The sequence below is a fragment of the Psychroserpens burtonensis DSM 12212 genome (genome assembly GCF_000425305.1).
Classification (GTDB): domain Bacteria; phylum Bacteroidota; class Bacteroidia; order Flavobacteriales; family Flavobacteriaceae; genus Psychroserpens; species Psychroserpens burtonensis.
The window spans coordinates 11,918-36,786 of sequence record NZ_AUDE01000014.1 but is presented as its reverse complement, the minus strand read 5'-3'; the positions used below and the strand labels follow the sequence as shown (position 1 = coordinate 36,786).

The 24,869-nt window shown below is 33.2% G+C and carries 18 protein-coding genes and 1 pseudogene; 13 read left to right on the top strand and 6 right to left on the bottom strand.

Features of this window, described 5'->3' with window-relative positions:
* The first annotated feature begins 31 nt into the window (after window positions 1-31).
* The 3 genes from H593_RS0106895 to H593_RS21585 all read left to right on the top strand — a co-directional run bounded on the left by H593_RS0106895 (window position 32) and on the right by H593_RS21585 (window position 4,340).
* Entirely contained in the window at window positions 32-1,525 is a 1,494-nt protein-coding gene (locus tag H593_RS0106895) for a M28 family peptidase (protein WP_028871773.1), read from the top strand.
* Between the two features lie 792 nt (window positions 1,526-2,317).
* Window positions 2,318-4,078, top strand: a complete 1,761-nt coding sequence (locus H593_RS0106880; RefSeq protein ID WP_028871772.1) for a two pore domain potassium channel family protein — start codon at window positions 2,318-2,320, stop codon at window positions 4,076-4,078.
* A gap of 142 nt (window positions 4,079-4,220) precedes the next feature.
* Window positions 4,221-4,340 (top strand): DUF2721 domain-containing protein, encoded by a 120-nt coding sequence (locus H593_RS21585; RefSeq protein WP_425414347.1) that lies wholly within the window; start codon window positions 4,221-4,223, stop codon window positions 4,338-4,340.
* A 103-nt stretch (window positions 4,341-4,443) separates the two neighbouring features.
* Here the strand turns inward: H593_RS21585 and H593_RS0106875 are convergent, their stop codons facing one another.
* The 3 genes from H593_RS0106875 to H593_RS0106865 form a co-directional block, all read right to left on the bottom strand.
* Window positions 4,444-5,034: a hypothetical protein gene (locus H593_RS0106875; protein WP_028871771.1), complete on the bottom strand. Its 591-nt coding sequence runs from the start codon at window positions 5,032-5,034 to the stop codon at window positions 4,444-4,446.
* A 74-nt stretch (window positions 5,035-5,108) separates the two neighbouring features.
* Window positions 5,109-5,825, bottom strand: a complete 717-nt coding sequence (locus H593_RS0106870) for a LytR/AlgR family response regulator transcription factor (RefSeq protein WP_028871770.1) — start codon at window positions 5,823-5,825, stop codon at window positions 5,109-5,111.
* Window positions 5,818-6,732 carry a sensor histidine kinase gene (locus H593_RS0106865; protein ID WP_245585020.1) on the bottom strand — a complete coding sequence of 305 codons (915 nt, stop codon included), beginning with the start codon at window positions 6,730-6,732 and terminating at the stop codon, window positions 5,818-5,820. Before H593_RS0106865 ends, H593_RS0106870 begins: the two co-directional genes overlap by 8 nt.
* A gap of 336 nt (window positions 6,733-7,068) precedes the next feature.
* Here H593_RS0106865 and H593_RS0106855 point away from each other — a divergent pair, with 336 nt between their 5' ends.
* On the top strand, window positions 7,069-7,491 hold the full coding sequence (locus H593_RS0106855; protein WP_037051693.1) for a MotA/TolQ/ExbB proton channel family protein: 423 nt from the start codon (window positions 7,069-7,071) through the stop codon (window positions 7,489-7,491).
* Window positions 7,492-8,275: 784 nt separating this feature from the next.
* Here H593_RS0106855 and H593_RS0106845 read toward each other — a convergent pair.
* A complete protein-coding gene (locus tag H593_RS0106845; RefSeq protein ID WP_028871767.1) occupies window positions 8,276-9,055 on the bottom strand; it encodes a S1/P1 nuclease in 780 nt (259 codons plus the stop codon).
* Between the two features lie 173 nt (window positions 9,056-9,228).
* On the bottom strand, window positions 9,229-10,590 hold the full coding sequence (locus tag H593_RS0106840) for a DEAD/DEAH box helicase (protein ID WP_028871766.1): 1,362 nt from the start codon (window positions 10,588-10,590) through the stop codon (window positions 9,229-9,231).
* Window positions 10,591-10,676: 86 nt separating this feature from the next.
* Between H593_RS0106840 and H593_RS0106835 the strand changes: the two genes are divergently transcribed.
* The 6 genes from H593_RS0106835 to H593_RS19925 all read left to right on the top strand — a co-directional run bounded on the left by H593_RS0106835 (window position 10,677) and on the right by H593_RS19925 (window position 20,344).
* Window positions 10,677-11,984 carry an anthranilate synthase component I family protein gene (locus tag H593_RS0106835; RefSeq protein WP_390620532.1) on the top strand — a complete coding sequence of 436 codons (1,308 nt, stop codon included), beginning with the start codon at window positions 10,677-10,679 and terminating at the stop codon, window positions 11,982-11,984.
* A 52-nt stretch (window positions 11,985-12,036) separates the two neighbouring features.
* Complete coding sequence (locus tag H593_RS0106830; RefSeq protein WP_028871764.1) at window positions 12,037-12,411, top strand: four helix bundle protein; 375 nt, start codon at window positions 12,037-12,039, stop codon at window positions 12,409-12,411.
* Window positions 12,404-13,777, top strand: coding sequence for a tRNA lysidine(34) synthetase TilS (tilS, locus tag H593_RS0106825; RefSeq protein ID WP_028871763.1), 1,374 nt, complete (start codon window positions 12,404-12,406; stop codon window positions 13,775-13,777). Before H593_RS0106830 ends, tilS begins: the two co-directional genes overlap by 8 nt.
* An 81-nt stretch (window positions 13,778-13,858) precedes the next feature.
* On the top strand, window positions 13,859-15,508 hold the full coding sequence (gene ade, locus H593_RS0106820; protein ID WP_028871762.1) for an adenine deaminase: 1,650 nt from the start codon (window positions 13,859-13,861) through the stop codon (window positions 15,506-15,508).
* Window positions 15,509-15,778: 270 nt separating this feature from the next.
* Entirely contained in the window at window positions 15,779-16,744 is a 966-nt protein-coding gene (locus H593_RS0106815) for a YheT family hydrolase (protein ID WP_028871761.1), read from the top strand.
* A 60-nt stretch (window positions 16,745-16,804) separates the two neighbouring features.
* Window positions 16,805-20,344: an FG-GAP repeat domain-containing protein gene (locus tag H593_RS19925; protein WP_051229643.1), complete on the top strand. Its 3,540-nt coding sequence runs from the start codon at window positions 16,805-16,807 to the stop codon at window positions 20,342-20,344.
* Window positions 20,345-21,242: 898 nt separating this feature from the next.
* On the opposite strand, the gene H593_RS0106805 is transcribed toward H593_RS19925, so the two are convergent.
* A complete protein-coding gene (locus H593_RS0106805) occupies window positions 21,243-22,046 on the bottom strand; it encodes an ice-binding protein (RefSeq protein ID WP_028871760.1) in 804 nt (267 codons plus the stop codon).
* 1,214 nt (window positions 22,047-23,260) lie between these two features.
* Between H593_RS0106805 and H593_RS19920 the strand changes: the two are divergent.
* From H593_RS19920 to H593_RS0106780, 3 genes and pseudogenes are all read left to right on the top strand, one after another.
* Window positions 23,261-23,731: pseudogene (locus H593_RS19920) on the top strand (alpha/beta fold hydrolase); the annotation flags it as partial.
* Window positions 23,728-23,907 carry an alpha/beta fold hydrolase gene (locus tag H593_RS0106790; RefSeq protein ID WP_028871758.1) on the top strand — a complete coding sequence of 60 codons (180 nt, stop codon included), beginning with the start codon at window positions 23,728-23,730 and terminating at the stop codon, window positions 23,905-23,907. The pseudogene H593_RS19920 and the gene H593_RS0106790, both read left to right, overlap by 4 nt.
* Window positions 23,908-24,322: 415 nt before the next feature.
* On the top strand, window positions 24,323-24,712 hold the full coding sequence (locus tag H593_RS0106780) for a hypothetical protein (RefSeq protein WP_028871757.1): 390 nt from the start codon (window positions 24,323-24,325) through the stop codon (window positions 24,710-24,712).
* Window positions 24,713-24,869 lie beyond the last annotated feature (157 nt).

Genomic DNA, 24,869 nt, shown 5'->3' with positions numbered 1-24,869 from the left:
TGAATTAACACATAACATTAAGACTATTAAAATGAAAAAACGACTATTATTGTTAACGCTTGCTAGTGTTTTTACAGTAACAGCGCAAACCGAAATTGAAAAAGTAAAAGAGACAATAAGTAAATCAGATATTGAAGGTCATATCTATTTTTTGGCTGACGATGTTTTAAAAGGACGAGCAACAGGTTCTCCTGAACTTAAAATTGCAGCGTCTTATTTAGCCAATACCTTTCGTCGTTATGGTGTAAAACCAAATCCAAAAACAGGAACCTACTATCAAGCGGTAACGCTTAAAAGTGTATCTCCTCCTAAGCATGTATCTATTGAAATAAATAGCCAAGTTATTACAGATTATGCATTTCTTAACGCTGCTGCAGTGACATCAAATCAAGACGCTATCTTTTTAAATTATGGGTTAGCTGACGATTATATGGGTAAGGATGTAAAAGGTAAAGTTATTATTGTAAAAGCGGGAAGTCCAGAAACTAGTGATACAAGGGCTGTATTTGAATTGCGAGGTTCTAAGGAAAAATTAGCCAAAGACAATGGTGTAATGGCTATTATTGAGTTATTAAAAACAGACGATAAAATGTGGGGTTTTATTGATCATAATTTTAATGAACCAAGCCTAACGGTGGACTTAGGTGAGGACGACAAAAGTGACGGTAGCGACATAGCCTATGTTTGGGTTTTAGATAGAGAAGGAAAAATGGCAGAGCAACTAAGTGCTGTCACAACGATAAGTTCTAAAATAGCTATTGGAGATAAACAAGAAGAAGCTGTGATTTCACAAAATGTTATTGGTGTTGTTGAAGGCACAGACGAAACGCTTAAAAATGAATATATTATTTATTCTGCACATTACGACCATGTTGGTATTGGTGAACCAGACGAGACAGGAGATACCATTTATAATGGAGCAAGAGACAATGCCGTTGGCACAACTACGGTATTGAGTATGGCTGAAAACTTAGCAAAATATCCAACAAAACGTTCTGCATTATTTATTCTCTTTACTGGAGAAGAAAAAGGTTTGTTAGGAAGTAGTTATTATGTTGAAAATCCGGTATTACCTTTAAACCAAATGGTGTATTGTTTTAATAGTGATAATGCAGGTTATAATGATACCTCTTTGATCTCAATTATAGGGTTGACTAGAACGACTGCTGAAAATAATATTTTTAGTGCAGCCGAAACGTTTGGGTTAAAAGCTATTGAAGATCCAGCTAAAGAACAAGGTTTATTTGACCGAAGTGATAACGTAAACTTTGCTAAAAAAGGAATTCCTGCTCCAACATTCTCTTTAGGCTTTACATCATTTGATGGTGATGTTACTAAATATTACCACAGACCAGGAGATGAAGCGCACACGTTAGATTATGATTATTTATTAAAATTTTTTAAATCTTATGTACTAGCAGGTCGCAAGATTGCTAATGATCCTGTAACTCCTGTTTGGAACTCTGGCGACAAATATGAAAAAGCCTCCAAAGGTCTTTATGACGTAAAAGCAATTAAAAACTAACTTTTAAAAGCTCTTATATTATTAAGTTTTATGGAAACAACAACCATTATTTATTTAGTTGCAGCAGTTTTAATATTGAGAGTCGTTATTAAGTTTACAGCACGTTATTTGAAAGAACAAAAAAATGAAAAAAATGTTGAATAGTTTTGATTAAGTATTTTCTAAAACCTGCTAAAACCTAATTATAGAAAACAAAAAAAGTAAACTTGCCTTGCTGTGAGGCAGGTCCTTTAAATATATCATTGGCGAAATTATCTTTTTGGGTACAAGTATTCTAATTGTGATGCAAATTAATAATTGGAACTTAAATCGTTTGGATAAAAAAAAAAGAGAAGGCTATTTTGATTGGTTTGGAAGTAGAGTTTGATGGAAACCTGAGTTTGATTTTAAATTCTGAATAACGAAATTTAAGTACTGTTTGGTTAGATGTTGTAAATAACCTCAAAGATGAAGACATGTAGCATTAAACTATTCATAAATGGTGGTTTTACCCTTCTTGGCTTCTATTTATTTGATGTCCAATTTAGAGTTTTATAATTTCAGCTTTCATCCAAAATTTTATAAAACGTAACTTTTGATAATACAGAATCTAATTTTAAGGCATACGATATAGAATAATTTCTAAAAAATAATATTTCTTTTAGCCATATGGTAACTTCTAAGATTCAGACCACAGGAAGTATTTACGAATGTTTAGAAGTAGAGCGTGCATCTAAAACTATAATTAAGTAGCTTAAAAGACAATAGAATATGATTAATTTTTTACTAAATCAATACCAAATTCTTACTAAAATGAATACCATTAAATCCTGTGTCATTGGCTTATGTTTTGTGACATCCTTTAGTACTGTTGTTCAAGGTCAAGAAAAAACACAGCTAATAGACTTGTTTTATCAGGCAATAATTAAAGAAGATGACACTAGAAATGACGATGCTAGTAAATTTACAGAAATTAGCTTAGTAAATTATGAGGGAGAAATAATAAACCCCAGAGTGCTTATAGAACGCTATCCAGATACTAAGAAGTACATGCTAAATGATTCTATAATGACCATTAATTCTGGCGTAGTAATTCAGGGTTTTATAGAAGACCTATCGAAACTAGATAGTCGTATTATAATTGAAAATTTTCATTTTAAAAAAAATGTACTCTTAAATTTATCGCTTTATGGAGAGCTTGAAAGTGAAATTTTTAACGCATCCGTTTTGAGAATTAGACATTGTGTGTTTGATGATTTATTTCTTACGTGGTTTAGTAATTTTAATCTTGATTTTAGAGACAACAGCTTCAACGAGCTTAGTATTATTAATGAAACGGTGACATCCCCTAGTGTCGTTATTGAAAATAATACGATAGGGTATTTCCATTTTTGGACGGCAACACCAGGTATCGTAACCATTGCTAAAAATCAAATAGGCTATGTGGAAATTGACCTATCCTCTTTTAGAAACTTAAAACTTCTAAAAAATAGAATTTCTGGTATAGGCACTGCTAACTATTCTCAAGAAGAAATAATTGGGAGGAAATATTGGAAATCTTATATTAATTCACGTAGGGCTCAGCGCTTAGTTGCACTCGATAAACTTTCAGAAGATTCTTTATATTCATATAATGATATTAGTGGTAAGGTTCTATTTCAAATGAATAGTTTAAATCGGGTGGTTTCAGAATTAGAAATTATTGGGAACTCTTTTTTAGATCCAACACATTCTAATCTTGTTATTTTTAGTCAGAATTCGATAAGCATGGAGGTTTCTGGCAATACTTTTGAAACACCTGTAATCATGGCGCCTTCAGTTTCTGGAAAATTTATTATCGAGGATAATAATTTTCATTCTATTAGTATGGATGCAGCAATACCAGCGACACCTCAAAACGAGGTAAGTATAGATTGGCAGGACATTAAAGGAAAACTGTATTATCAAAAGCATGAAGAATTACCTGCTTATTACGGGGAAACTGATGAGGATCTCGCTAATTCTCAACAGTTTTTTAAATTGGTAGCAGGTTATAGTAGACTATTAGAAGTCTACAAAGGGTATGGCAATCTAGACGATGCCAATGACGTATTTCTAGATATGAAAGCACTACATTTAAAACGTTATGAATATCTGTACCGAACAGAGGGAGGAACGACAAATTTCTTTCAGTTGTATTTAAATAAGCTATTAAAGATCTATACACGTCACGGGACAGATCCTGCTCAGGCTATGACTGCCTCCCTTTGGATAATAATATTTTTTAGCCTTATTTATTTCTTTTTTCCATCCGATTGGGATGCCTCTTCAAAATCGAAGCTTATTAAAAATTTTAAAGCGTTTACCGAAAAAAATGATAAAGGTTATTTTAGACCATTTTTATCCCTTGTTAAGGGGGTGCTTTACAGCTTTTTTAATGCCATTACTTTAAGTGTCAATAGTTTTGTAACACTAGGGTTTGGAACGATACCCACGAAAGGACTTGCTAAATATATTTGTATTTTTCAAGGTTTCTTAGGTTGGTTTTTATTAAGTATTTTTATTGTGGCCTTAATCAATCAAATTCTAATTTAAATGATGAAATTATTCAGACATATTACAAAAAACTTTCTGGAACAAAACAGGTAAATACTTCAAACAATGCCTATACTAAAGCATAGCTTTTAATAGATTTTTTTAATGAAAGTTATAACTTTGTAATGACCTTAAAGGCTAAATGATGTTTTTCTCGGTGGAGCAATTTACACTTACAACACCAGTACTTTTGTTTTCTGCTATTTCTTTAACTATGTTGGCCTATACCAATAGGTGTTTGGTGCAACGCTTATTTTATTAATGGTGTCATGAGTATTATTAATTAGAGAAACACAGGTTTATGCGAGAGCATTGATTTTACATCTTGATGATATAAAAAAGCCTTTGAAGAAATAAATAGTGGTTCATAACTCCTTAATCAAATCAAAAATTCTTAAACGATTACTATAATCATAGGCATTAACATCCCTTACAAAGCAATATGCACTGATGTGTTCTTTCTTTACTTTATTAGACAATTCTTCTACTGTAAATGGTCCAAACTCTTTTGATTTTTCAATGTAGTAAAACTCATGATCGTAAATTAAGTTTGTGACCTTTTGCTTGTACTTTTCTTTTAGAAATAGCTTTATATCCTCTACAGTTTCTAAGTCTTGCGTATAATTTGTAGTATTGATAAAAAGAGCGAATTTCTCTTTGTTTTGATGATTAAGGACTAGGACATCATCGTCTTTAAAATAGACTTTTACGGTAATCATGCCATCTTCTGTTTCAATAGAGAATATGTTTTGAATGTCTATTGACCAAGTGGTTTTAATAGTATGATCTTTCCTTGAGATTTCTAAAATATTATCATCTTTAAATGTGTATGTTGATTTTTTTTTAGAGATATCATTTACCAAAACCCAGTCTTTATTTATGAATAATGTGTCATAATGAAGCGTATGGTTAAAAGGTTTTAAATTAGGAATAGCGTCGTTTAGGTATTCTTCCATCGATAAGCAGGATTTTTTTACAAAAATAGTGATTAATAAAACAACGAATTAAATGTATTTTTATTGAATAATCCTCAAAATTTTTCAAGTTGTTTTAGCACCTCTTTTTTATAAGACCTACTCATTGGTAAAGCCTGCCTGTTTATTGTGATATACTCGTTTGTAAAGGATTGAATGAAATGTATTGAAATAATATATGATCGATGAATTCTTAAAAATTGTTGTTTAGGCATTTTTGCTTCAATTGCAGTTATAGTCTCTCTGGTTACGATAGTGTCGTTCTCTGTATGTATTTTGAGATAATCGCTATAACTTTCGATATAGTGTATAGCACTATAATCTATTTTTATCATTTTACGTTCTGAACGTACAAACATAAAGTCTGAAACCTTATGGACTGAAGTATCTGTTTCTGTTACATTTCCGTAGATATCAAAATAGGTGTCTAATGCTTTTTGTAACCTTTCAAATGAAATAGGTTTGAGTAGGTAATCTACAGCTTTAAGCTCAAAACCTTCTACAGCGTAATCTCTATAGGCTGTTGTAAAAATAACTTTGACGCTATCGTTTATAGACTTTGCGAATGATATTCCAGAAATCTCAGGCATATTAATATCCAAAAACACCAAGTCAATATCGTGATTGCTAATGTAATGAAAAGCTTCAATGGCATTACTACAACTCGCTATAACATGAATGTTTTCAATTTTAGATAAATGTGTTTCAATAATTTCTCGCGCAATGGCTTCATCATCTATAATTAAGCAAGATATTGTCTTTGTTTTATGCATTGCCAGTCGTATTTAGTTTTAATTCTACTTCAAAAGTATCTGTTTTGTCATCTATTGCTAATTCATGTTTATTAGGATACAACAACTCTAGTCGCTTTTTAATGTTTTCAAGACCAATTCCATGTTGGGTGGATGTGCTTTCAGAATTTGAATTTTTTATTCGGAAATGGATATGATCCAAACTAGCCGTCAGTTGAACGTCAATTTTTAGAGTACCCTTTTGAATACTGCCATGTTTGAAGCTATTTTCAATAAAAGGAATCAATAGCATTGGAGCAATCGTAATAGCTTCTGAAGTTTTAGAAATGTTTATTTGAACCTTGAGTGTGTTATTAAATCGCATTTTTTCAAGCGCTATATAATCGTTGACATGCTCGATTTCTTCAGATAGTAAAACAAAAGGTTTTTCAACTTGATATAAAAGATAGTCCAATAAGTTAGATAGTTTTAATATCATATCGGGTGTTTCATTTGCCTTTTTTAAAGCAAATCCATACATGGTATTAAGCGTATTAAATAAAAAATGAGGATGTATTTGCATCTTCAAATAATTAAGCTCCTGCTCTTTAAGTTTTAGTTGAGCATCTAGTATTTTAGTTTCTAATAACTTTGTTTTTGAAGCTTGCTCTAAATTTAGTTTTAGTAGTTTAAAAGCACTAACAATGATAACAACTAAATAAACAGCGGTACTTATAAATATAATATTCTTGGTCGCAGGATTCATGGCGTCATATTCGAAATTCGAAATATAAATGAGGCTAAAAAAAATGGAAACCATTAATAGATAGACAGACACGATAAGTGTATATAAGCTGTAAAGTACAAATCGCCAATACTGTTTGGTGATTAAATAATCTGGAATTAATTTATAGGTTGATACATAAGTGGTCGCAATAGTTGTAGGCATTAAACAAAGAGAAAAGAGAAAGGTATCATTAAACCGAGCGCTATTTACACCAAAAAAATAGGTAAAGAAAGCCAGTACAGCACTCCAAAAGAGAAGGTGTGAAATTATTTGACTTATTTTTTTTATAAAAAATGACTTTGTAAACATATTAGGTATTCTCAATACAATGATAATATTTTTTTTTACTGATAAACGTGAAATAGAGACGAACTACCAATTTAGTGAGGGTTTTGACAAGGAGGTCATATCCCAGATAAAAACGGTTGTTAGTCGCAATAAAAGAAAACTAATGTTCTTAATTTTTAAGTTTGAGCATGTTTAACTAAATTTATAACTATGAATACAGTAACAATTACATTAAATGGTTTTTACAGTCAAACCATAGTCGCAAACATTTTTACAGATGGCGGAACACTATTCATGTCTCTTATTTTAATGTGTTTATTAGCCGCTTTGTTTTTTATTATTAGAGGTTTTATAAATGTAAAAAAATCGGTTGCTATAGCAAACAAATCTTTAAAATTAGCAACAGATTTTAGTTTGCTTGGCTTAGTTATGGGTTTTTTAGCCTCTATTCTTGGATTGATTTCTGCATTTGATTCTTTAGAAGCTATAGGTAATGTTGATCCCGCAGTTTTTGCTGGCGGACTTAAAATTTCATTGCTTACAGCTACTTTCGGGCTATTTACATTTGTTGTCGCTAGAATAGGAATTTTTATTTTAAGGCTTATGTTGCCAGCAGAAGATGTTTCAGAATAAAAAAAATCACATATTTAAGTCAAGTGAACTCAGATGAGTTTGCTTTTTTTATCAATTTATATTTCTAGCAATTATTCAATTTTATAATTTTAACTTTTTGATATGTAATTAATGTGACTTACCCATAATTTGAGTGTCCTAATAAACAATTAAACAAACTTTTATTATTTGCAACCCTCTGGTGACCTTTTAAAATTATCAGATGGAGATCCGTTGAGTGCTATTGTAAAAGATAACAATGCAATACTTTTTGAAGTATTGTATAATCGTTTTTCCTAATTTGTATATAATAAATACTATGGATTTGTCTGGAGGTAAAATGTTAAGACAAATCGTGTTTTTCTAATTAATCATATTTATTACTATTACAGTATTAAATCAAACTGGAGTAAATACAGATATTATCACCAGTAATATAACTATAATATTAGCTCCCTTTTGGGTTAGGAACTATAGAGCTCGTTGGAGATTTATTGAAAACGTTTTATAAAAGAAAAATATTTGAAGTAGGAAAGAAAATAGAGTTTGCTGGCAAAGCGTATGAAGTAGAGGCGATTAATAATATCTCTAAGGTATTAAAAAATACAGAAGCAAAACTCATCATACCAATTAAGGATATAGTCGAAAGCCATATTAAAGTGGTGGCCTAGAAGTAATTCTAAGGACATAGATTATTAAGTATAACGACTTAGTTCACTCCGAGGTTTCTTATAAGCCCTTCTCATTAATTTGAGAAGGGATTTTTCTACGGAAATATTATAACTTGACACACAGTGTCTGCTATTTATAAGATATCATTTAAAACGGTAGCCAATCTAATCCCAGCTTTTTGCATTTGTGATCTAGCAATATTTAGATATTTATAAGAATATCTACCACGTAAGTTCTCTCCTTGTTCTGCCGATTTGTAGATGTCATTTGTCAAGATATGAGTTTCTGTAATCCAATCTACAACAGTTCCTTCTTTAATGGTCTTTACCTCTTCTTTAGATAGGAAAGCAGCATTGTCTGCTAGCTCAGAAAAACTCATCCCAAAAGATTCAATCATTTGTGTATCCCAAACTCTATGCATATTAGTGTCTTTGTAATTCCATTGTAATTTAAAGTCATTACCGCCACGATCTTCTTGTAATCCCAAATGCATAGGTTGGTGTAAGTCCCCAATAAGATGAATAAGCATTTTTAGGTAAAACGCTTTGTCGTCATCAGTTGTGTTGTCTTTGATAATCAGGGTTTTACAGTAAGCGATTCCTGTAACTAAATCACCTTCAGGGTTTTTCTCAGACGTTTCATAAGTCTCATCCAAAGGCATGTTGAGATAGTGCCAAGTTTTAAATTTGTTATATCGAGCATCTGATTTAATTTCATCAGCAAATGTAGAAGCTAGAGCAAGTGATTCATAGTTTAAGAGCTTTTTAATTTTACGCTTGGTGCTACTCTTTAAATAATTATCTGCGATAGCTCCAACCACGCGATGACCAGTTTGTCCCCAAATAGGAGGCGTTTCTGCATTTAAACTGAAAGTGGATAACAAGAGTAATAGGAATAAAAAAGAATACTTCATGATAGTAAGTTGAAAGATTTAATATGATTTTTAAAAGGGTGAATATTGAAAATTGAAGTTGTTATTAGAGTCATAATTAAAAACGGATACTGAAAACTTTTTTCACAGCAACAGTAAGTGTTGCGAACTTTTTTCACCATTAGAGTAAGCACTGCAAACTGACGACTGTCAACTTATTTCTTATTCCGTTTATTATAATTCTTATCACCTCTAGTTTTAGGCTTTTTATATTTTGCAGCAATTTTGAATTTATAAGAACCACCCAGATTTTCCTTTTTGTTCTTGTCTTTCTTTTCGTGAAAAGCAGGTCCAGGAGCATCTAAGTCTCTTTGTTTGATTGGATTGTTATGTTCTCTTATTTGTGGTCTTTCCTCTTCAATTAACTCTTGAGAACGTGTTACATCTTCAGGGAAATCAAGCAATGTTATTTTCATATCCATGTAAGCTTCAATGTCTACAATGGACTCTTGCTCTTTTTCCGTAGAAAAAGAAATGGCATGACCTGGTTGCTCTGCACGACCTGTTCTACCAATTCTATGCATGTAATTTTCAGCATATTTAGGCGTGTCAAAATTAATCACCTGACTTATATTCTCGATATCCAATCCACGAGCCATGACATCTGTAGCAATTAAAATTCTATTCTCACCAGCTCTAAATTGCTCAATACTACGCAACCTGTAATTCTGAGTTTTATTAGAATGAATCACACAAGATTGTTCAGGGAACAGTTCTTCTAGTTGTTCAAATAATAAATCTGCCATACGTTTAAAAGCAACAAAAATGAGCACTTTGTGATACGTTTGTTTGTCATTAAGCAACTGTTCTAATAAATTTACTTTCGTATAAAAATTAGCAACGTCATAGCGTTCTTGCTCAATATTATCTAAAGGAGTTCCAGAAACAGCAATCGTTACTTTTTCTGGTTTGGTGAAAAAATCTACAATTAAATCGTCAACATCCTGAGTCATTGTTGCAGAAAACATGATATTTTGACGACGCGGTGGTAAAATATCAAAAATGTTTAATAGTTGATGTCTAAACCCTAAATCTAGCATCACATCAACTTCATCAATCACTAATTTTTGTATGGATTTTAAGTGGAGCACATGACTAACCGCTAAATCAAAAAGACGACCTGGAGTCGCAACAATAATATCCTGACCTGCGGCGACTGCTTGTTTTTGGGTGTTGATATTCGTACCTCCATAAACCCCTAAAACTCTAACATTAGTGTACGCCGCTAATTTTTCTATTTCGTCAACAACCTGCACAACCAGTTCCCGAGTAGGCACTAAAACTAAAACTCTAGGATTCTCCTGAGTAGAAAATTTTAAATGACGCAAAATTGGCAGCATATAAGCAAACGTCTTGCCAGTACCGGTTTGAGCAATACCAACCACATCCTTTCCAGAAGATACAATGTTAAATGCTTGTTCTTGAATAGGTGTTGGGTACTCAAAACCTAAATCGCCTAAGGCATTATATAAAGGTGTATTTAAATTTAAATCTGTAAAAGTCGTTCTTTGATCCATGGTGCAAAGATAATTTTTTACTTCGGAATAATATACTTGTCAGTGACCACATTAATTCGGAAATTTGTTTTTTATAAAAATCGATATTGAGACAGGTAAAAACCCAACACATTTCTAATCCCGAAGCGTTTAAAAAACAACTCCTTAATTGGAGCCAACAATTTGATGAAGTCATTTGGTTAGATAGTAATGACTATGCACAAAAAGAGTCTTCTTATGATGCGGTTTTAGCGGTTGAGGCCTTTACCGTTTTTCAAACCGATTCTTTTGATGCTTTTAACCAGCTCAAAGAATATCAAACGACTACCAAAGATTGGCTTTTTGGGTATCTATCTTATGACCTTAAAAATGACGTGGAACGCTTGTCATCAAAAAATCATGACGAATTAGAATTTCCAGATCTTTTATTTTTTCAGCCCAAAAAAATATTTTTATTAAAAGGAAATGTGCTAGAAACGCACTATTTGAATCTCGTTGATGATGAGTTAGAAGAGGATTTAAGTGACATTAAATCAACGGTCACTTCGAGTGGAGTCGAGACTCATGAAAACAACATTAAAATAAAACTGAGAATCCATAAAGACGAGTATTTTAAGAAACTCAATAATTTATTGTCACGCATTTACAGAGGCGATATTTATGAAGCTAATTTTTGTCAGGAGTTTTATGCAGAAGACACTATAATTAATCCGCTAGAGACCTACCAGCAGCTCAATGCGATTTCAAAACCGCCTTTCGCTACGTTTTTAAAGATCTACGACAAATACTTGTTATCGGCTTCACCAGAACGCTATATTAAAAAAGAAGGTTTGAAAATAACCTCCCAGCCTATAAAAGGAACTGCTAAACGCTCTAAAAATAAAACAGAAGACGAGGCTTTGATTAAGAACCTTTCCGAAGACATTAAAGAACGCAGTGAAAATGTGATGATTGTAGATCTGGTAAGAAATGATCTTTCAAAAACAGCTATTAAAGGTAGCGTAATCGTAGAAGAACTCTGTAAAGTCTATACGTTTGATCAAGTCCACCATATGATTTCTACGGTAACGTCACAAGTTAGTGATGCAACACATCCCATAGAAATTATTAGAACAACGTTCCCAATGGGGAGCATGACAGGTGCTCCAAAAATTTCGGCAATGAAAATTATCGAAGTGCTGGAGGAGACAAAACGCGGACTCTACTCAGGTGCTGTCGGTTATTTTACGCCAGATAATGATTTTGATTTTAACGTGGTGATACGAAGTATTCTTTACAATGAGACTAATAAATACGTGTCGTATTCTGTAGGTGGTGCCATTACTGCTAAAAGTGATCCGTTGAGAGAATATGAGGAGTGTTTGGTTAAGGCTAAGGCGATGCGTGAGGTTTTGGAAAACGCAGTGATGCATTAAAAGGCATATGTAATTAGAAAAAGGTCTGAATAAAAAACTCTAAATTTGCAGTATGGACAGTTCTAGAGATGTAATCGTTTGGCAAAAATCATTTAAAATGGTGGCTCTAGTTCATATCGAGGTAAAAAAATCACCTAGTGATGAGAAACTTGGATTAGCATCGCAGATAAAAAGAAGTTCGATTTCAATTTCGACTAATAGTGCCGAAGGTTATGGTAGACATTACACTAAGGATTATGCGCTATTTTCAAAGATAGTAAGAGGTGCTTTATTTGAAATGCAAACTCAATTACAAATCGCATTAAATTTAAATTTTCGCTATGAGAGTGATTTGACCACAATAAAAAGTTTATCTGTTGAAGTTAAAAAAATGCGCAATGTTCTAATCAGCCAATCTCTAATCCCTAATCCCTCAAACCTTGTTTAATACATTCGACTACCATATTACCAGTAATCTATCGTTCCTAAAAGAAAGTAAACTCCTTATTGCTATTTCTGGAGGATTAGACAGCGTTATTCTAACGCATTTATGCCACGAATTGAAGCTTGATATCTCCCTCGCACATTGCAACTTCAATTTACGTGGAAAAGAAAGTGACGATGATGAGGATTTTGTTTTAGAATTAGCAGAAAACTTAGATTTAGAAGTATTCATAGAACGCTTTTCAACTGAAGAATTTGCGAAAGACCAAAAGCTATCAACGCAAATGGCAGCCAGAGACTTACGCTACAATTGGTTTTCTGAGTTAGCCGAAAGTTTACACTTCGATTATATTTTAACCGCACATCATGCAGATGATAATCTAGAAACGTTTTTAATAAATCTCACCAGAGGTACAGGATTAAGCGGGTTGACGGGAATTCCTGAAATTAATGACAACATCGTGAGACCCTTATTGTCTTTTTCTAGACAAGAACTAGAATTTTATGCAACTAAGCACAATATTAAATGGCGGGAAGATAGCAGCAATGCCTCAGATAAATACCTCAGGAATAAATTACGTCATCATGTTATTCCCGTTTTAAAAGAGACGAATGTAAACCTGCTTCAAAACTTTAAAACGACTTTAGATCATTTAAACGATACCTCAGACATTGTAGAAGAAAGTTTGAGAGCAGTCGCTAAACGCGCCATAATCGATATAGATGAACATAAGATGGTATTGGATGTACTGCCATTTAAAAAGGCGAACAATCCCAAGGCATACCTTTATGAGATGTTTAAAGATTATGGATTCACAGCATGGGATGATATGGTTGGTTTATTAGAGGCACAGTCTGGAAAGCAAATACTGTCAGACAGGTATCGACTTGTAAAAGACAGAGCGCATCTAATTTTAACACATCGAAATACTCAAGAAGACGAGGCTCACACTGAGTGCAGTCGAAGTGCTTTAAAAGACACCTTTATAATACATACATTAGAAGATAAAACCCAAACACCAGCAGGAACCTTATCTTTTGATGAAGTAGATGCTGTTGTCGGAAACCAAAGCCGTGTGGTTTTTGTGGATAAATCTAAATTGAAATTTCCTTTGTCACTGCGACAATGGCAAGAAGGTGATGTCTTTTATCCATTGGGTATGAAAGGTAAAAAGAAACTCAGTAAATACTTTAAAGACGAGAAATTATCACTGGTAGATAAAGAACATGTGTGGTTGCTCATTTCCGAAGAAAAAATGGTTTGGGTTATTGATAGGCGAGCAGATGAGCGTTTTAAAGTTACTGAAAGCACAACTCATATTTTAAAGATTACGCTTTCTGTCAGTTCGAGCAAAGTCGAGTACATGTAGCTAACAAATCAAATAGTGACACTAATTAATTAAACGGACTAACGTCTTTCCTTTGGAGAGAAGTCTCAAGTATAGACAAGAATGAAAACACTACAAGGTCAAATAGTAGACATCAAAAATAAACGCATTTTCAATGGAGAAGTTACCATTTCCGAAGGGAAAATTCTCAACATAGAGGAGAAGGAACATAATGTCAATCAGTACATCCTTCCTGGATTTGTAGATGCACACATTCACATAGAAAGCTCCATGCTCGTGCCCACAGAGTTTGCAAAAATAGCGGTGACTCATGGTACAGTGGCAACCGTTTCTGATCCTCATGAAATCGCTAATGTACTCGGGATTGAAGGTGTGAACTTCATGATAGACAATGGGAAGCAAACCCCTTTTAAGTTCAATTTTGGTGCACCATCTTGCGTGCCTGCAACGAGTTTTGAATCTGCTGGAGCGGTTATCGATGCTGATGGGATTAAAGAGCTCATGGCAAATCCAGAGATCAAGTATTTGGCTGAGATGATGAATTATCCAGGCGTGTTGTTTGATGATCCAGAGGTGCTCCAAAAATTAGAATGGGCAAAACACTATAAGAAACCTATTGATGGTCACGCTCCAGGCGTTGTTGGCGATGACATTACAAAATATATCAATGCAGGAATTTCTACAGATCACGAGTGTTTCACCTATGAAGAAGGCTTAGAAAAACTCCAAAAAGGCATGAAAATTCTGATTAGAGAGGGGAGTGCAGCCAAAAATTTTGAGGCCTTGATTGATTTACTACCAGAACATTATAATAATATGATGTTTTGCAGTGATGACAAACATCCCGATGATTTAATCGTGGATCACATTAATAAATTATGCGCTAGGGCAGTGGCTAAAGGCATGGATGTCTTCAAAGTATTGCAAGTGGCTTGTATAAACCCTGTAGTGCATTATAATTTGGATGTTGGCGTATTGCAAAAAGGGGATGCTGCCGATTGTATTATTGTTGAAGATTTGAAAGATTTTAAAGTCCGTCAAACTTATATTAATGGGGAGTTGGTGAGTGACTGCGGAACTTCTAAACTCCAAACCGTTGCGTTCAAAAATTTAAATAATTTTAATACGTCAAAGAAAAACGTATCCGATTTTAGAATTGCTTCGGAACGTTCTTCGGAAAGCGCCTCGTTAAAAAAGCAAATCCGAGTGATAGAAGCCTTAGAAGGGCAGTTAGTGACGAACCAAATCATAGAAGAAGCGACGATAGATAATGGAAACCTAGTCTCAAATACCGAAACTGATACGCTTAAAATGACCGTCGTAAATCGCTATAATAATGACCAGCCAGCACTGGCATTTATTAAAAATTTCGGACTCCAAGAAGGCGCCATAGCCTCTTCTGTAGGTCATGATTCTCATAATATCATTGCCGTAGGCGTGAGTGACGCGATGATTTGCAAAGCCGTAAATCTCATCATTGAAAATAAAGGGGGTATTTGTGCAGTAACAGCTTTTGAAGACAAAATCGTTCCGCTTCCTGTGGCAGGAATCATGAGTGATCAAGATGGCGACACTATTGGTAAAGCGTATGCAGCGCTTGATAATATGGCAAAGCAAATGGGAAGTCCACTAAATGCACCTTATATGACCTTGTCGTTTATGGCACTGTTGGTTATACCGTCGTTAAAATTGAGCGATAAAGGCTTGTTTAACGGAAAAGACTTTAAATTTACAGACTTGATAATTAAGTGAGATTTTAGAAGGCTATTACACAAGAGATGCACGACGTTTACCCAAAGTTTCACAGAGACATATTTCAAAAAATTAAAACATGAGAATCTGCAAGAGTAATCACACATTCGTTTCCCTCCTTAGGAGGGATTAAGGGAGGACCACAAGAGTGATCACATTGAGCCTTGCGTCTTTGCGCCTCTGTGAGAAAAAAATAACCGAGTAAGCACAATTAAAAACAATACCTTTAGACCCCACAATACTGCCAACTGCCAACTGCAAACTGATAAGATGCCCATCCTACAATCCACCTTCAAACCCCGATTTCAATTCAAAAACGGATTTATAGCCACTGTGTATTCAGGGATAATTAGAACCGTAAAACTCCAACAAACGCGTGAACGTATGGACACGCGAGACGGTGATTTTTTAGACTTAGATTGGAGTTATGCCAAAGCGAAATCAGACGCCGTTATTATTTTGCTTCATGGCTTAGAAGGCCACGCGCAACGCCCTTATGTCACCGGAACCGCTAAACTGTTTAACGAAAACGGAATGGATGCCCTGTGCATGAATTTTAGAGGGTGTAGCGGTACCGATAATCGGTTTTATAGGAGTTATCATTCTGGAGCTACCAATGACTTAGACGATGTGATCCAGCACTGTATTCATAACAAAAAGTATTCTAAAATCTATTTACAAGGCATTAGTTTAGGTGGTAATGTGGTGCTTAAATATGTCGGTGAAGAGCGACAGGTGCCTGATGAGGTTAAAGCAGCGATTGGTATTTCGGTGCCTGCCTATTTAGATGGCTCCTCTACCGAGTTACAGAAACTCATCAATAGACCCTTTGCTATTCGGTTTAGAAAACACCTGCTCGATAAATTGCGCATCAAACAACAGCAATTCCCAGAACTCCTCAGCGATAAAAAACTAAGTGATATTAAAACCCTAAGAGAATTTGATGATTTCTATACCTCAAAAGCCCACGGTTTTAAGGATGCGATGGACTATTACACCCAATGCAGCAGTCTGCAATTTGCAAAAGATATCAAAGTCCCAACCTTAGTGATCAACGCCTTAAACGATACCTTTTTATCTGCAAAATGCTATCCTGTAAAGGAAGCCAAACAGAATGCCAATTTATATTTAGAAATGCCCGATTATGGGGGTCACGTTGGGTTTATTCAAAAAGGCGGTGTGTATTATAACGAAATGAGGGCTTTGGAGTTTGTGAAGTCGTTGAAAAGTAGTTAATTCACGTAAGAAAAATAACATATAAAGAATTTATACGCAACGCTTGTTTTAGTTTTTGGTTTGCAGTTTTGTTTTGGACAGATTGGGTTTGAGGATCTAGAAGTTACTGACTTTACAGATTCTATGAATTCATATTTGTTTGCAGATATAAATTTTGATGGTCAAGTGGATATTGTTACTTATGGAATTTACTCAATAGATTGGTATGAGAATTCTGGAATTAATGTAGTATTTTTAAGAAAAAAGGTAATAACCGAAGAGGTTTATGGAACCTATTCTATTGCAATTTTAGATTTTGATAATGATGGAGATGATGACATCGTTTCTGCGTCTCAATTTGATAACAAATTAGCTTGGTATGAGAACACAAATGGTTTAGGCACATTTGGACCACAGCAATTAATAACTATTTCAACTAGTTCAATTGGATTTGTTTATGCTGTAGATGTTGACAACGATAATGATTTAGATTTAATACATCAAAGTGGAAGCACAACAATTTGGCTAGAGAATACACAATCTTCAGTTGGAAATTTCACCAATGAGCAGGATTTACCTAATGTTAATGAATTTGGCTCTAGTTTAGATTTAGATAATGATGGAGACTCTGATCTTGTGGGTTTTTCATATAGTGGGTTTTACTGGTATGAAAATATTGGTGCAGGCGTATTTAATTCAAGAATATTTTTGATTAGTAATGCAAATGTCCGTGATTTAGATTTTGATGATATTGATAATGATGGAGACTATGATATTGTATTTTATAGTGAATTATCTTCTGGTAGTTTACGTATTTATACTAATGATGGCAGTGGTAATCTGAGTATGACAGCAACAGTTTCAACTACAGCAAATTCTACAGAAAATAAATCAATAGAATTATCTGATATTGATAATGATATGGATTTGGATATTTTGTTAACTATAAATGAAGATTTATATTTTTCAGAAAATATAAACAACTCAAATAGTTTTTCAAATATAAATCTTATTGCTGAGGATTTTATTGTTTTAAATAACGTAAAATCAACTGATCTTACAAATAATGGAAATCAAGATGTAATTATTCTTTCAAGATCAAGAACTTTATCTTTACTGGAAAACATAGGAAATCAAAATTTTAGTGATCGTTCAATAATCACATCTGATGTAGGTTTCTCGGAGTATGTTATTGCAGCTGATTTAAATGGTGATGGAAATAAGGACGTCATATTTTCTTCACTAAGTGAAAATGTTATTGGATGGTACGAGAATCTTGGAGGAGACCAATTATTTGGACCACAACAAATTATCTTTACTGAACCAGGAATACCAAAAAATATTATAACAGCTGATATAGATAATGATGGTGATCAAGATTTAGTAGCAATTACTCCTGGTACACAGTATCAAGGTCAAGAAGGTAAGGTAATGTGGATTGAAAATCTAGATGGGTTAGGAAATTTTGCATCTCCAGATTATATTGAATTTGACCCATTTGACGAGCCTTATAGTTTAGCTGTATTTGATATGGATAATGATGGAGATCAAGATGTATGTGTGCTCTATATAACAGCTTTCGATGGTGATGAACTCTATTGGTATGAAAACACGAATGGCTCTGGTGATTTTGGTAGTAAACAATCAATTCAATTAAACATTGGTGAGCAAAGTGAAATCAAAAATTTTGATTTAGATGGTGATGGTGATCAAGATATTTTGTCATATTCTCGATTAGATGATAGTGTGAGTTGGTTAGAACATGTTGATGGCAACGGTAATTTTAGTTCGCCAATTATAATTAGCAATAATGCGCTGTCAGTTAATGAAGCGCATGCAACAGATCTAGATAGTGATGGTGATATCGATGTCATGTATATGTCTAATGAAAATGATGATTCCATTTTTTGGCATGAAAACCTTAACGGTTTAGGAAATTTTGGAGATCGAATTTTAATATCTTCTGAAATTGGCGTCAATGGAAGTACTGCAATATCATCAGAAGATTTAGATAATGATGGAGATCAAGATATAGTAACTTCATCGAGATCAGCTTTTGGAGGTTCAGAACCCGACGAAATTTTATGGATTGAAAATATAAACGGATTAGCAACATTTGATCCACCAAAAATTATTTCCATAGAGAATTATTGGCCTCTCAGTATATTTATAACAGATATGGATAATGATGGTGATAAAGATATTCTTTCGTCTTCTAGAGGAAGTGATAAAATATTTTGGCATGATAATATTGGAATTGTTTCCAATGAAATTTCTGGATATGTGCGATTAAATACTACAAATGATGAATGTAGTTCAGTTAATCTAGGTGTTTCTAATCTTATGGTCACTACTGTAATGGAAGATGTTTCATATTCAACCTACACTTTGGACAATGAGTTTACAGGGTTTTATCAAATTTTTGTTGGTTCTGGTGAGTTTACAACGAGTATTAGTTCTTCAATTCCTAATTATTATGTGTCAAATCCAAATTCTTTTTCTTCAACCTTTGATAATGTTGGAGGTCTAAATTCAATAGATTTTTGTATCGAACCAATAGCGACTGTAACCGATCTTGAAATTGCAATTTATCCCGCAATTATAGACCCTAGACCAGGATTTAATACCTGGTATTTAGTGGTCTATCGAAATATAGGAACAACTAATTTATCAGGTGATGTGATTTTTGAATTTGACGAAAGTAAATTGCAGTTGTTACAAACTAATCAAACTATCGCTAGTCAAACTTCTAACACTTTGGTTTTTGATTTTGTAGACTTAATCCCCTTTGAAACAAGAACCATATTTTTAAAATTCAACGTACTCCCACCACCAACAAACAATAATGGTGATGAGCTTAGTGCAACAGCAACAATAAATCCAGTATCAGGTGATGAAACAGAAGAGGATAATGTGTTTACTTTAGACCAAACCTTAATCGGTTCTTACGACCCAAACGACATCACAGTTTTAGAAGGCGACCAAATCTTACTAGAAGATGCAGATAAACACCTACACTATTTAATCCGTTTTCAAAATACAGGAACAGCAAGTGCTATAAATGTAAGAGTTGAAAATGTTTTAGATGATAAACTAGATTGGACAACGATGCAATTAGAAAGCTTGAGTCATGATGGTCGTGTAGAAATTATAGATCAAACAGATGTGAGTTTTATCTTTAATAATATCAATTTGGCAGATAGCACAAGCGACGAACCAAATTCTCACGGTTTTATTGCTTACAAGATAAAACCAAAAGATGATGTGGTTTTGGGTGATGTGTTTTCAAGTACAGCAGCTATTTATTTTGATTTCAACCCGCCAATAATTACAAATACGGTGACTACTGAAATTGTAGAAACGCTTTCTGTAGATGATTTTGAGAGTAATTTGTTTTCTGTGTATCCTAATCCAACAAATTCAGAATTGACTGTAAACAGTACATATGGTTTTGATAGTTTGACAATTATAGATATCAATGGTAGAATTTTAAATATGGTTTCAAATAAGAATAGAGAATTAAATATGTTTATTAACGTAGAAGATTTTGCTAATGGTATTTATTTTTTAAAGATTAAAGCAGCAAACACAGAGCAGACTTTAAAGTTCATTAAGAACTAATTAGTATGCTTAGATATTATTTTGCGTTTTTGACATTATCATGTGACAAGGGAGTTTGTAAATCATCAACGCTTTAAACGATACCTTTTTATCTGCAAAATGCTATTCTGTAAAAGAAGCCAAGCAGAATGAAAACTTATACTTAGAAATGCCAGATTATGGTGGTCATGTTGGGTTTATTCAAAAAGGCGGTGTGTATTATAACGAAATGAGGGCTTTGGAGTTTGTGAATATTCATAATAAGAGCTAGTCTCATAAAACCTTGTAAATGCTCTTAACTAAGTCTGCTACTCCATATTATAATGTCTAATTTATAGCTTCTAAATAGAATCTATTTAGTGTTGATTGCGGGTTTTCCTAATAATTTCTAATAAACAATTTCTAATTTTGTAAGGTTCCTACTTAACAGGTATAAATTAAAATATACGTAGAACTACGTATAGATATATGCGCTGTGTTGATTAACATTGTAGGGTTTAAAAAGAGTAGCGTTGTGGTGTTATCCTGTCTGTAAAAAAGAGGTGATGATATTTTTATAGTTATATAGCGAGTTGTAAGAAATATAATAAAAACAATCCGAATTCAATAATTTAATGTAGTAAGGAGGTTTTAGAATTGAGTCATCAATTTTTTTTGTCAAAAAAAAACAATATGAAAATTATATCTTTTTTATTAATTTGTGTGATATCCTTTATTTCAATTAGCAAAAATTGATAATTGTGAAACAGAGTTATAGGTCAAGAAATTCTGGACAGAGAACATCTTGATTCGTGTCTGAATATTGGATACTAATATCTTTATGTGTTTAATGAGGCTGTCTTTAAAGTTGTTGCGTATTTGAATTAAACGTAAAAAACTGCTTACAATACGGTTTATAATTAATTGCTTTCGCTAGTACTTATCTAAATGCTTCCTCCGGAATTTTCACTGGTACCGTAACCGTATTCATTTGTAAAGTTACCGCTGTTTGTGCTAACAACCTTCCGTTTATTGTGGCTCCTGTTTGTACAGCTATTGAGGTTGCACCTAATATATTTCCTTCAAAATGACTTGTGGTTCCTAGTGTAACAGCGCCTGATACTTGCCAAAAAATGTTTTTTGCTTGTGCCCCTCCAGATAAATTCATTCTAACTGCAGAACTCATCGTAAGCGTTCCTGCAACTTGAAATATCCATACATCATCCTCACCACCGTCAAGTTCTATGTCTGTCGGTATTAAAAGTGTACTTGTCCATTTATGAAGCCCTGGTTTTAGCATAAGTCCTCCTATAATTCCAGCTCCTTCGTTTAAATAACCTGGGTTAGAGCGTCCTGCTGCATCTGTATATGCAGTTTGCATATCAAACACAGCTGTCGTAAGTCCAGTAGCATTAGTTATTTTACAAGGAAGTGGACCTGCTGCATCAACTGTATATATGTTGCCAGTAACTTGGGGACATGTTAATAAAAGAGCAGCACCCGTTATTGGACTTGTTCCTACATTACCCGTAATGACAGATGGAGACACATTAGTGATTCCTGATTTTGAAAGAATCGCAAAATTTCCAGCAACACGAAGATTAACTGGTAATATTAAAGATTTAGATTGCTTACTAATTAAATTTGCTTCCTCAAATTCTAAGGATTCCGTCTCTGAACTACAGCTTGACATTAATCCAATAAACAGCATCGCTAGGATTGGAATTTTTTTATTAAATTTCATAATGTTTTATAATTTTAACATGCTTATTCTTTAGTAATTTACGTTAAAGGTAGTTTAAATATAATAAAGTCGACGTTAACTAATCATATTGCTCTTTAAGCGATTTTTTGCTTATTTAAGCTGATTTATAAGGGGTTTAAAGGATGAATGAAATATTAGATTTAATTGATAAAGAAATTGTAGAACAATAACTAAAGCACAACGTGTATAATTAAGTGCTTGGTTGGTGTGTACTCGGAAAATCCTAGCGGATTTCCCTATGGTTCGGTTTCTTTTACTAATTTAGTTGCTAACCAATGCAACTAAACATACATAAGACGTTGGTAAACATTCTGACCCGTCCTGAAATAAGGCTACATAATTTTAAACATTATGTATAGAAATGACAAAGTAATTAGACGTTACAGCGAACCTTTTAAATTAAAAATCTTAGCCGAACTTACAATCGGAAAACACATCTCAATTATTTGAATTTATCGAACCAAATTTAAGTTTTGGAATAACTCAAAGCCAATTCATTGAAGAAGATGATAATCCCGATAGTAATGAATTTGATGATATTTTGGAATATAATTCTGATATTATTGGAATAATAAATTATCAATACGTGTTTTTTCTAGATGTTTTAGATAATGGCGTATTAAAGTATCGAATTTCATATGTTTACATAGCTGAAAGTCAGACCAATTTTAATTATTTATATACTTGATTAATCAAAGCTGGTTACAAATACCTATAGCTTTCGGGATTTCTGGAATTTTCTATCTGTGATTTGTTTACTTAATTAGTTGCTTTAATTCACAATAAACCAAATAACAAAAGTTAATGCCAATTTTTAAAAATAAACTAATGAAAAAAATATTAAAAATTTTCTTGTTTGTACTCTTGGGACTAATTAGTGTGGCTACCATATACCTCTTTGTAGACCCAGAGTTACCTAATCAAACAGACGAAGTGATTACTGATATAACCAGCAAAAAATTACAGAATTAATAGATGGTGATACAGGTTATGCCAATTCAGGATCGACTAAAATATGGTATGAACTAAAGAATACATCAAGTGACACAAAAGGTGCCGTCTTACTTGTTAATGGATTTACAGAGCCATCAACACTATGGAATCCATATTTAATAAAAGCTATAACAGGTAATGGGTATCAAGTCCTTAGGTTTGACCAAAGAGATGTAGGGTTGTAAGATTGGTCAGATAATGAACATCCAAAAACCTATACTATAGAAGATATGATGGATGATGCCATTGCAGTTCTTGACAAGAATGGAATTGATAAAATTCATGTCCTAGGATATTCTATGGGTGGCTATATTGCACAAAGAATAGCTCTTAAATACCCTAATAGAGTCCTATCATTAACCTCATTATCATCCACAGCAGACTTAAAAGATGACCATCCAGAATTTAATTGGACACCAGCACCAATGGTTAAACTATTTTTGAGATCTATGTTACTTAAGGATGATACCTCGTTTCTCAAGTATTATTTCAAGGCCATGCAAAATACTAACGGTAATGATTCGTATGCTATGAATCTTACATCTATTGGTGAACGCGGGCTTTATGAACTTCACAATAGACGAGGGTTCAACATAAAAGCTGGAGAACATCAGGTGAAAGCAATTCTCGCCTCTGAGCCTATTTATAAGCAATTACAATTCCAGCCTTGATTGTACACGGAAAGAAAGATCCAATATTAAGTTTTGAATTGGCCAAAAAGTATGCTGATAAAATTGAAGGCTCTAAAAAAGTATGGATTAACCAAGCTGGACATTTAATTTCAAATGACTATGTTGATCAAATGAGTGGTGACTTTTTTAAAATGTTAGCAGAAAGTCAAAACTAAATGTCATAAGAGATAAACGGGTTACAACATTGTATACTACCTAAGTGAATCTTTTGCAAAAAACTAGCGAAGGTATCGTCGAGAAGCAAACATGGCTAGTTTTAGCCTGCTTAGGAAACTCCTAGCATAAATAATTCAAAAAAAAATGCTAAAAAGAAATTGGGTGTTACTATTTATAATATGCTCTTGTGTTTGGAGTATCCTAAATATTAATTTTTCAAATATCTCGCAACCAAAAGAGTATTGGTCTTTAATTTTATCGTCACTTATTATTTTTGCGTCCATACTTTTATGTATTCAAACAGAATTAAAAATTAAGAAAAACAATAATTAAAGTGATTAAAAGATTTAGGAGTTTAGTACTACTTGTTAGTATATTGATAATGATGGTAATAGTGCATTAAATCAAAGTATAGTGGGTACATGGTTAGTAAGTAAGTTAGAAGTAGAAAGTATACGAGATTTTAATGGCGATGGAGAATCCTCAAACAATATATTTAATGAAATAGCCAATTGTTCTCGAGGCGATGGTTTTATCTTTTATGCCGATGGCTCAGGTCAGATCGTTTCAGATTCAGAATTGATAGAATTAGATGCAGACTTTATTGATCCATCGGTATCTGGTAATTTAGAATATATTACAAATTGTGTGTCAGGTCCAGAATTAACATTTGACATCACTTGGACACAGCAAGAAAACACTATTACAGTAATATCCGCAAGTGAGACTAATATGCTATTACTAAGTGGTAATGAGTTATCAGTTTTTTTTGGAAAACAGTTTTCAAGTTCCAATAATTTTTAATATTGGTGGCTATGATTTAGTTCTAGAAGATGCAACATTTACTTATACAAAACAATAAAACATACTCACAATACCGAATATAAAAAATTGCTATTTTAAGTTAAATTTAAAGGTCGTTGAATGTTCGCTACCGCTAATTTTATTTGAAAGGTTCCTT

What these genes read in the sequence shown, in the direction of transcription:
- H593_RS0106815 (WP_028871761.1), top strand. Translation starts at nt 15,779, where the DNA reads ATGCCCATCCTACAATCCACCTTCAAACCCCGATTTCAATTCAAAAAC.
- H593_RS0106880 (WP_028871772.1), top strand. Translation starts at nt 2,318, where the DNA reads ATGAATACCATTAAATCCTGTGTCATTGGCTTATGTTTTGTGACATCC.
- H593_RS0106830 (WP_028871764.1), top strand. Translation starts at nt 12,037, where the DNA reads ATGGACAGTTCTAGAGATGTAATCGTTTGGCAAAAATCATTTAAAATG.
- H593_RS0106875 (WP_028871771.1), bottom strand. Translation starts at nt 5,034, where the DNA reads ATGGAAGAATACCTAAACGACGCTATTCCTAATTTAAAACCTTTTAAC.
- H593_RS0106855 (WP_037051693.1), top strand. Translation starts at nt 7,069, where the DNA reads ATGAATACAGTAACAATTACATTAAATGGTTTTTACAGTCAAACCATA.
- H593_RS0106865 (WP_245585020.1), bottom strand. Translation starts at nt 6,732, where the DNA reads ATGCCTACAACTATTGCGACCACTTATGTATCAACCTATAAATTAATT.
- H593_RS0106895 (WP_028871773.1), top strand. Translation starts at nt 32, where the DNA reads ATGAAAAAACGACTATTATTGTTAACGCTTGCTAGTGTTTTTACAGTA.
- H593_RS21585 (WP_425414347.1), top strand. Translation starts at nt 4,221, where the DNA reads ATGATGTTTTTCTCGGTGGAGCAATTTACACTTACAACACCAGTACTT.
- H593_RS0106870 (WP_028871770.1), bottom strand. Translation starts at nt 5,825, where the DNA reads ATGCATAAAACAAAGACAATATCTTGCTTAATTATAGATGATGAAGCC.
- H593_RS0106845 (WP_028871767.1), bottom strand. Translation starts at nt 9,055, where the DNA reads ATGAAGTATTCTTTTTTATTCCTATTACTCTTGTTATCCACTTTCAGT.
- H593_RS0106840 (WP_028871766.1), bottom strand. Translation starts at nt 10,590, where the DNA reads ATGGATCAAAGAACGACTTTTACAGATTTAAATTTAAATACACCTTTA.
- H593_RS0106805 (WP_028871760.1), bottom strand. Translation starts at nt 22,046, where the DNA reads ATGAAATTTAATAAAAAAATTCCAATCCTAGCGATGCTGTTTATTGGA.
- ade (WP_028871762.1), top strand. Translation starts at nt 13,859, where the DNA reads ATGAAAACACTACAAGGTCAAATAGTAGACATCAAAAATAAACGCATT.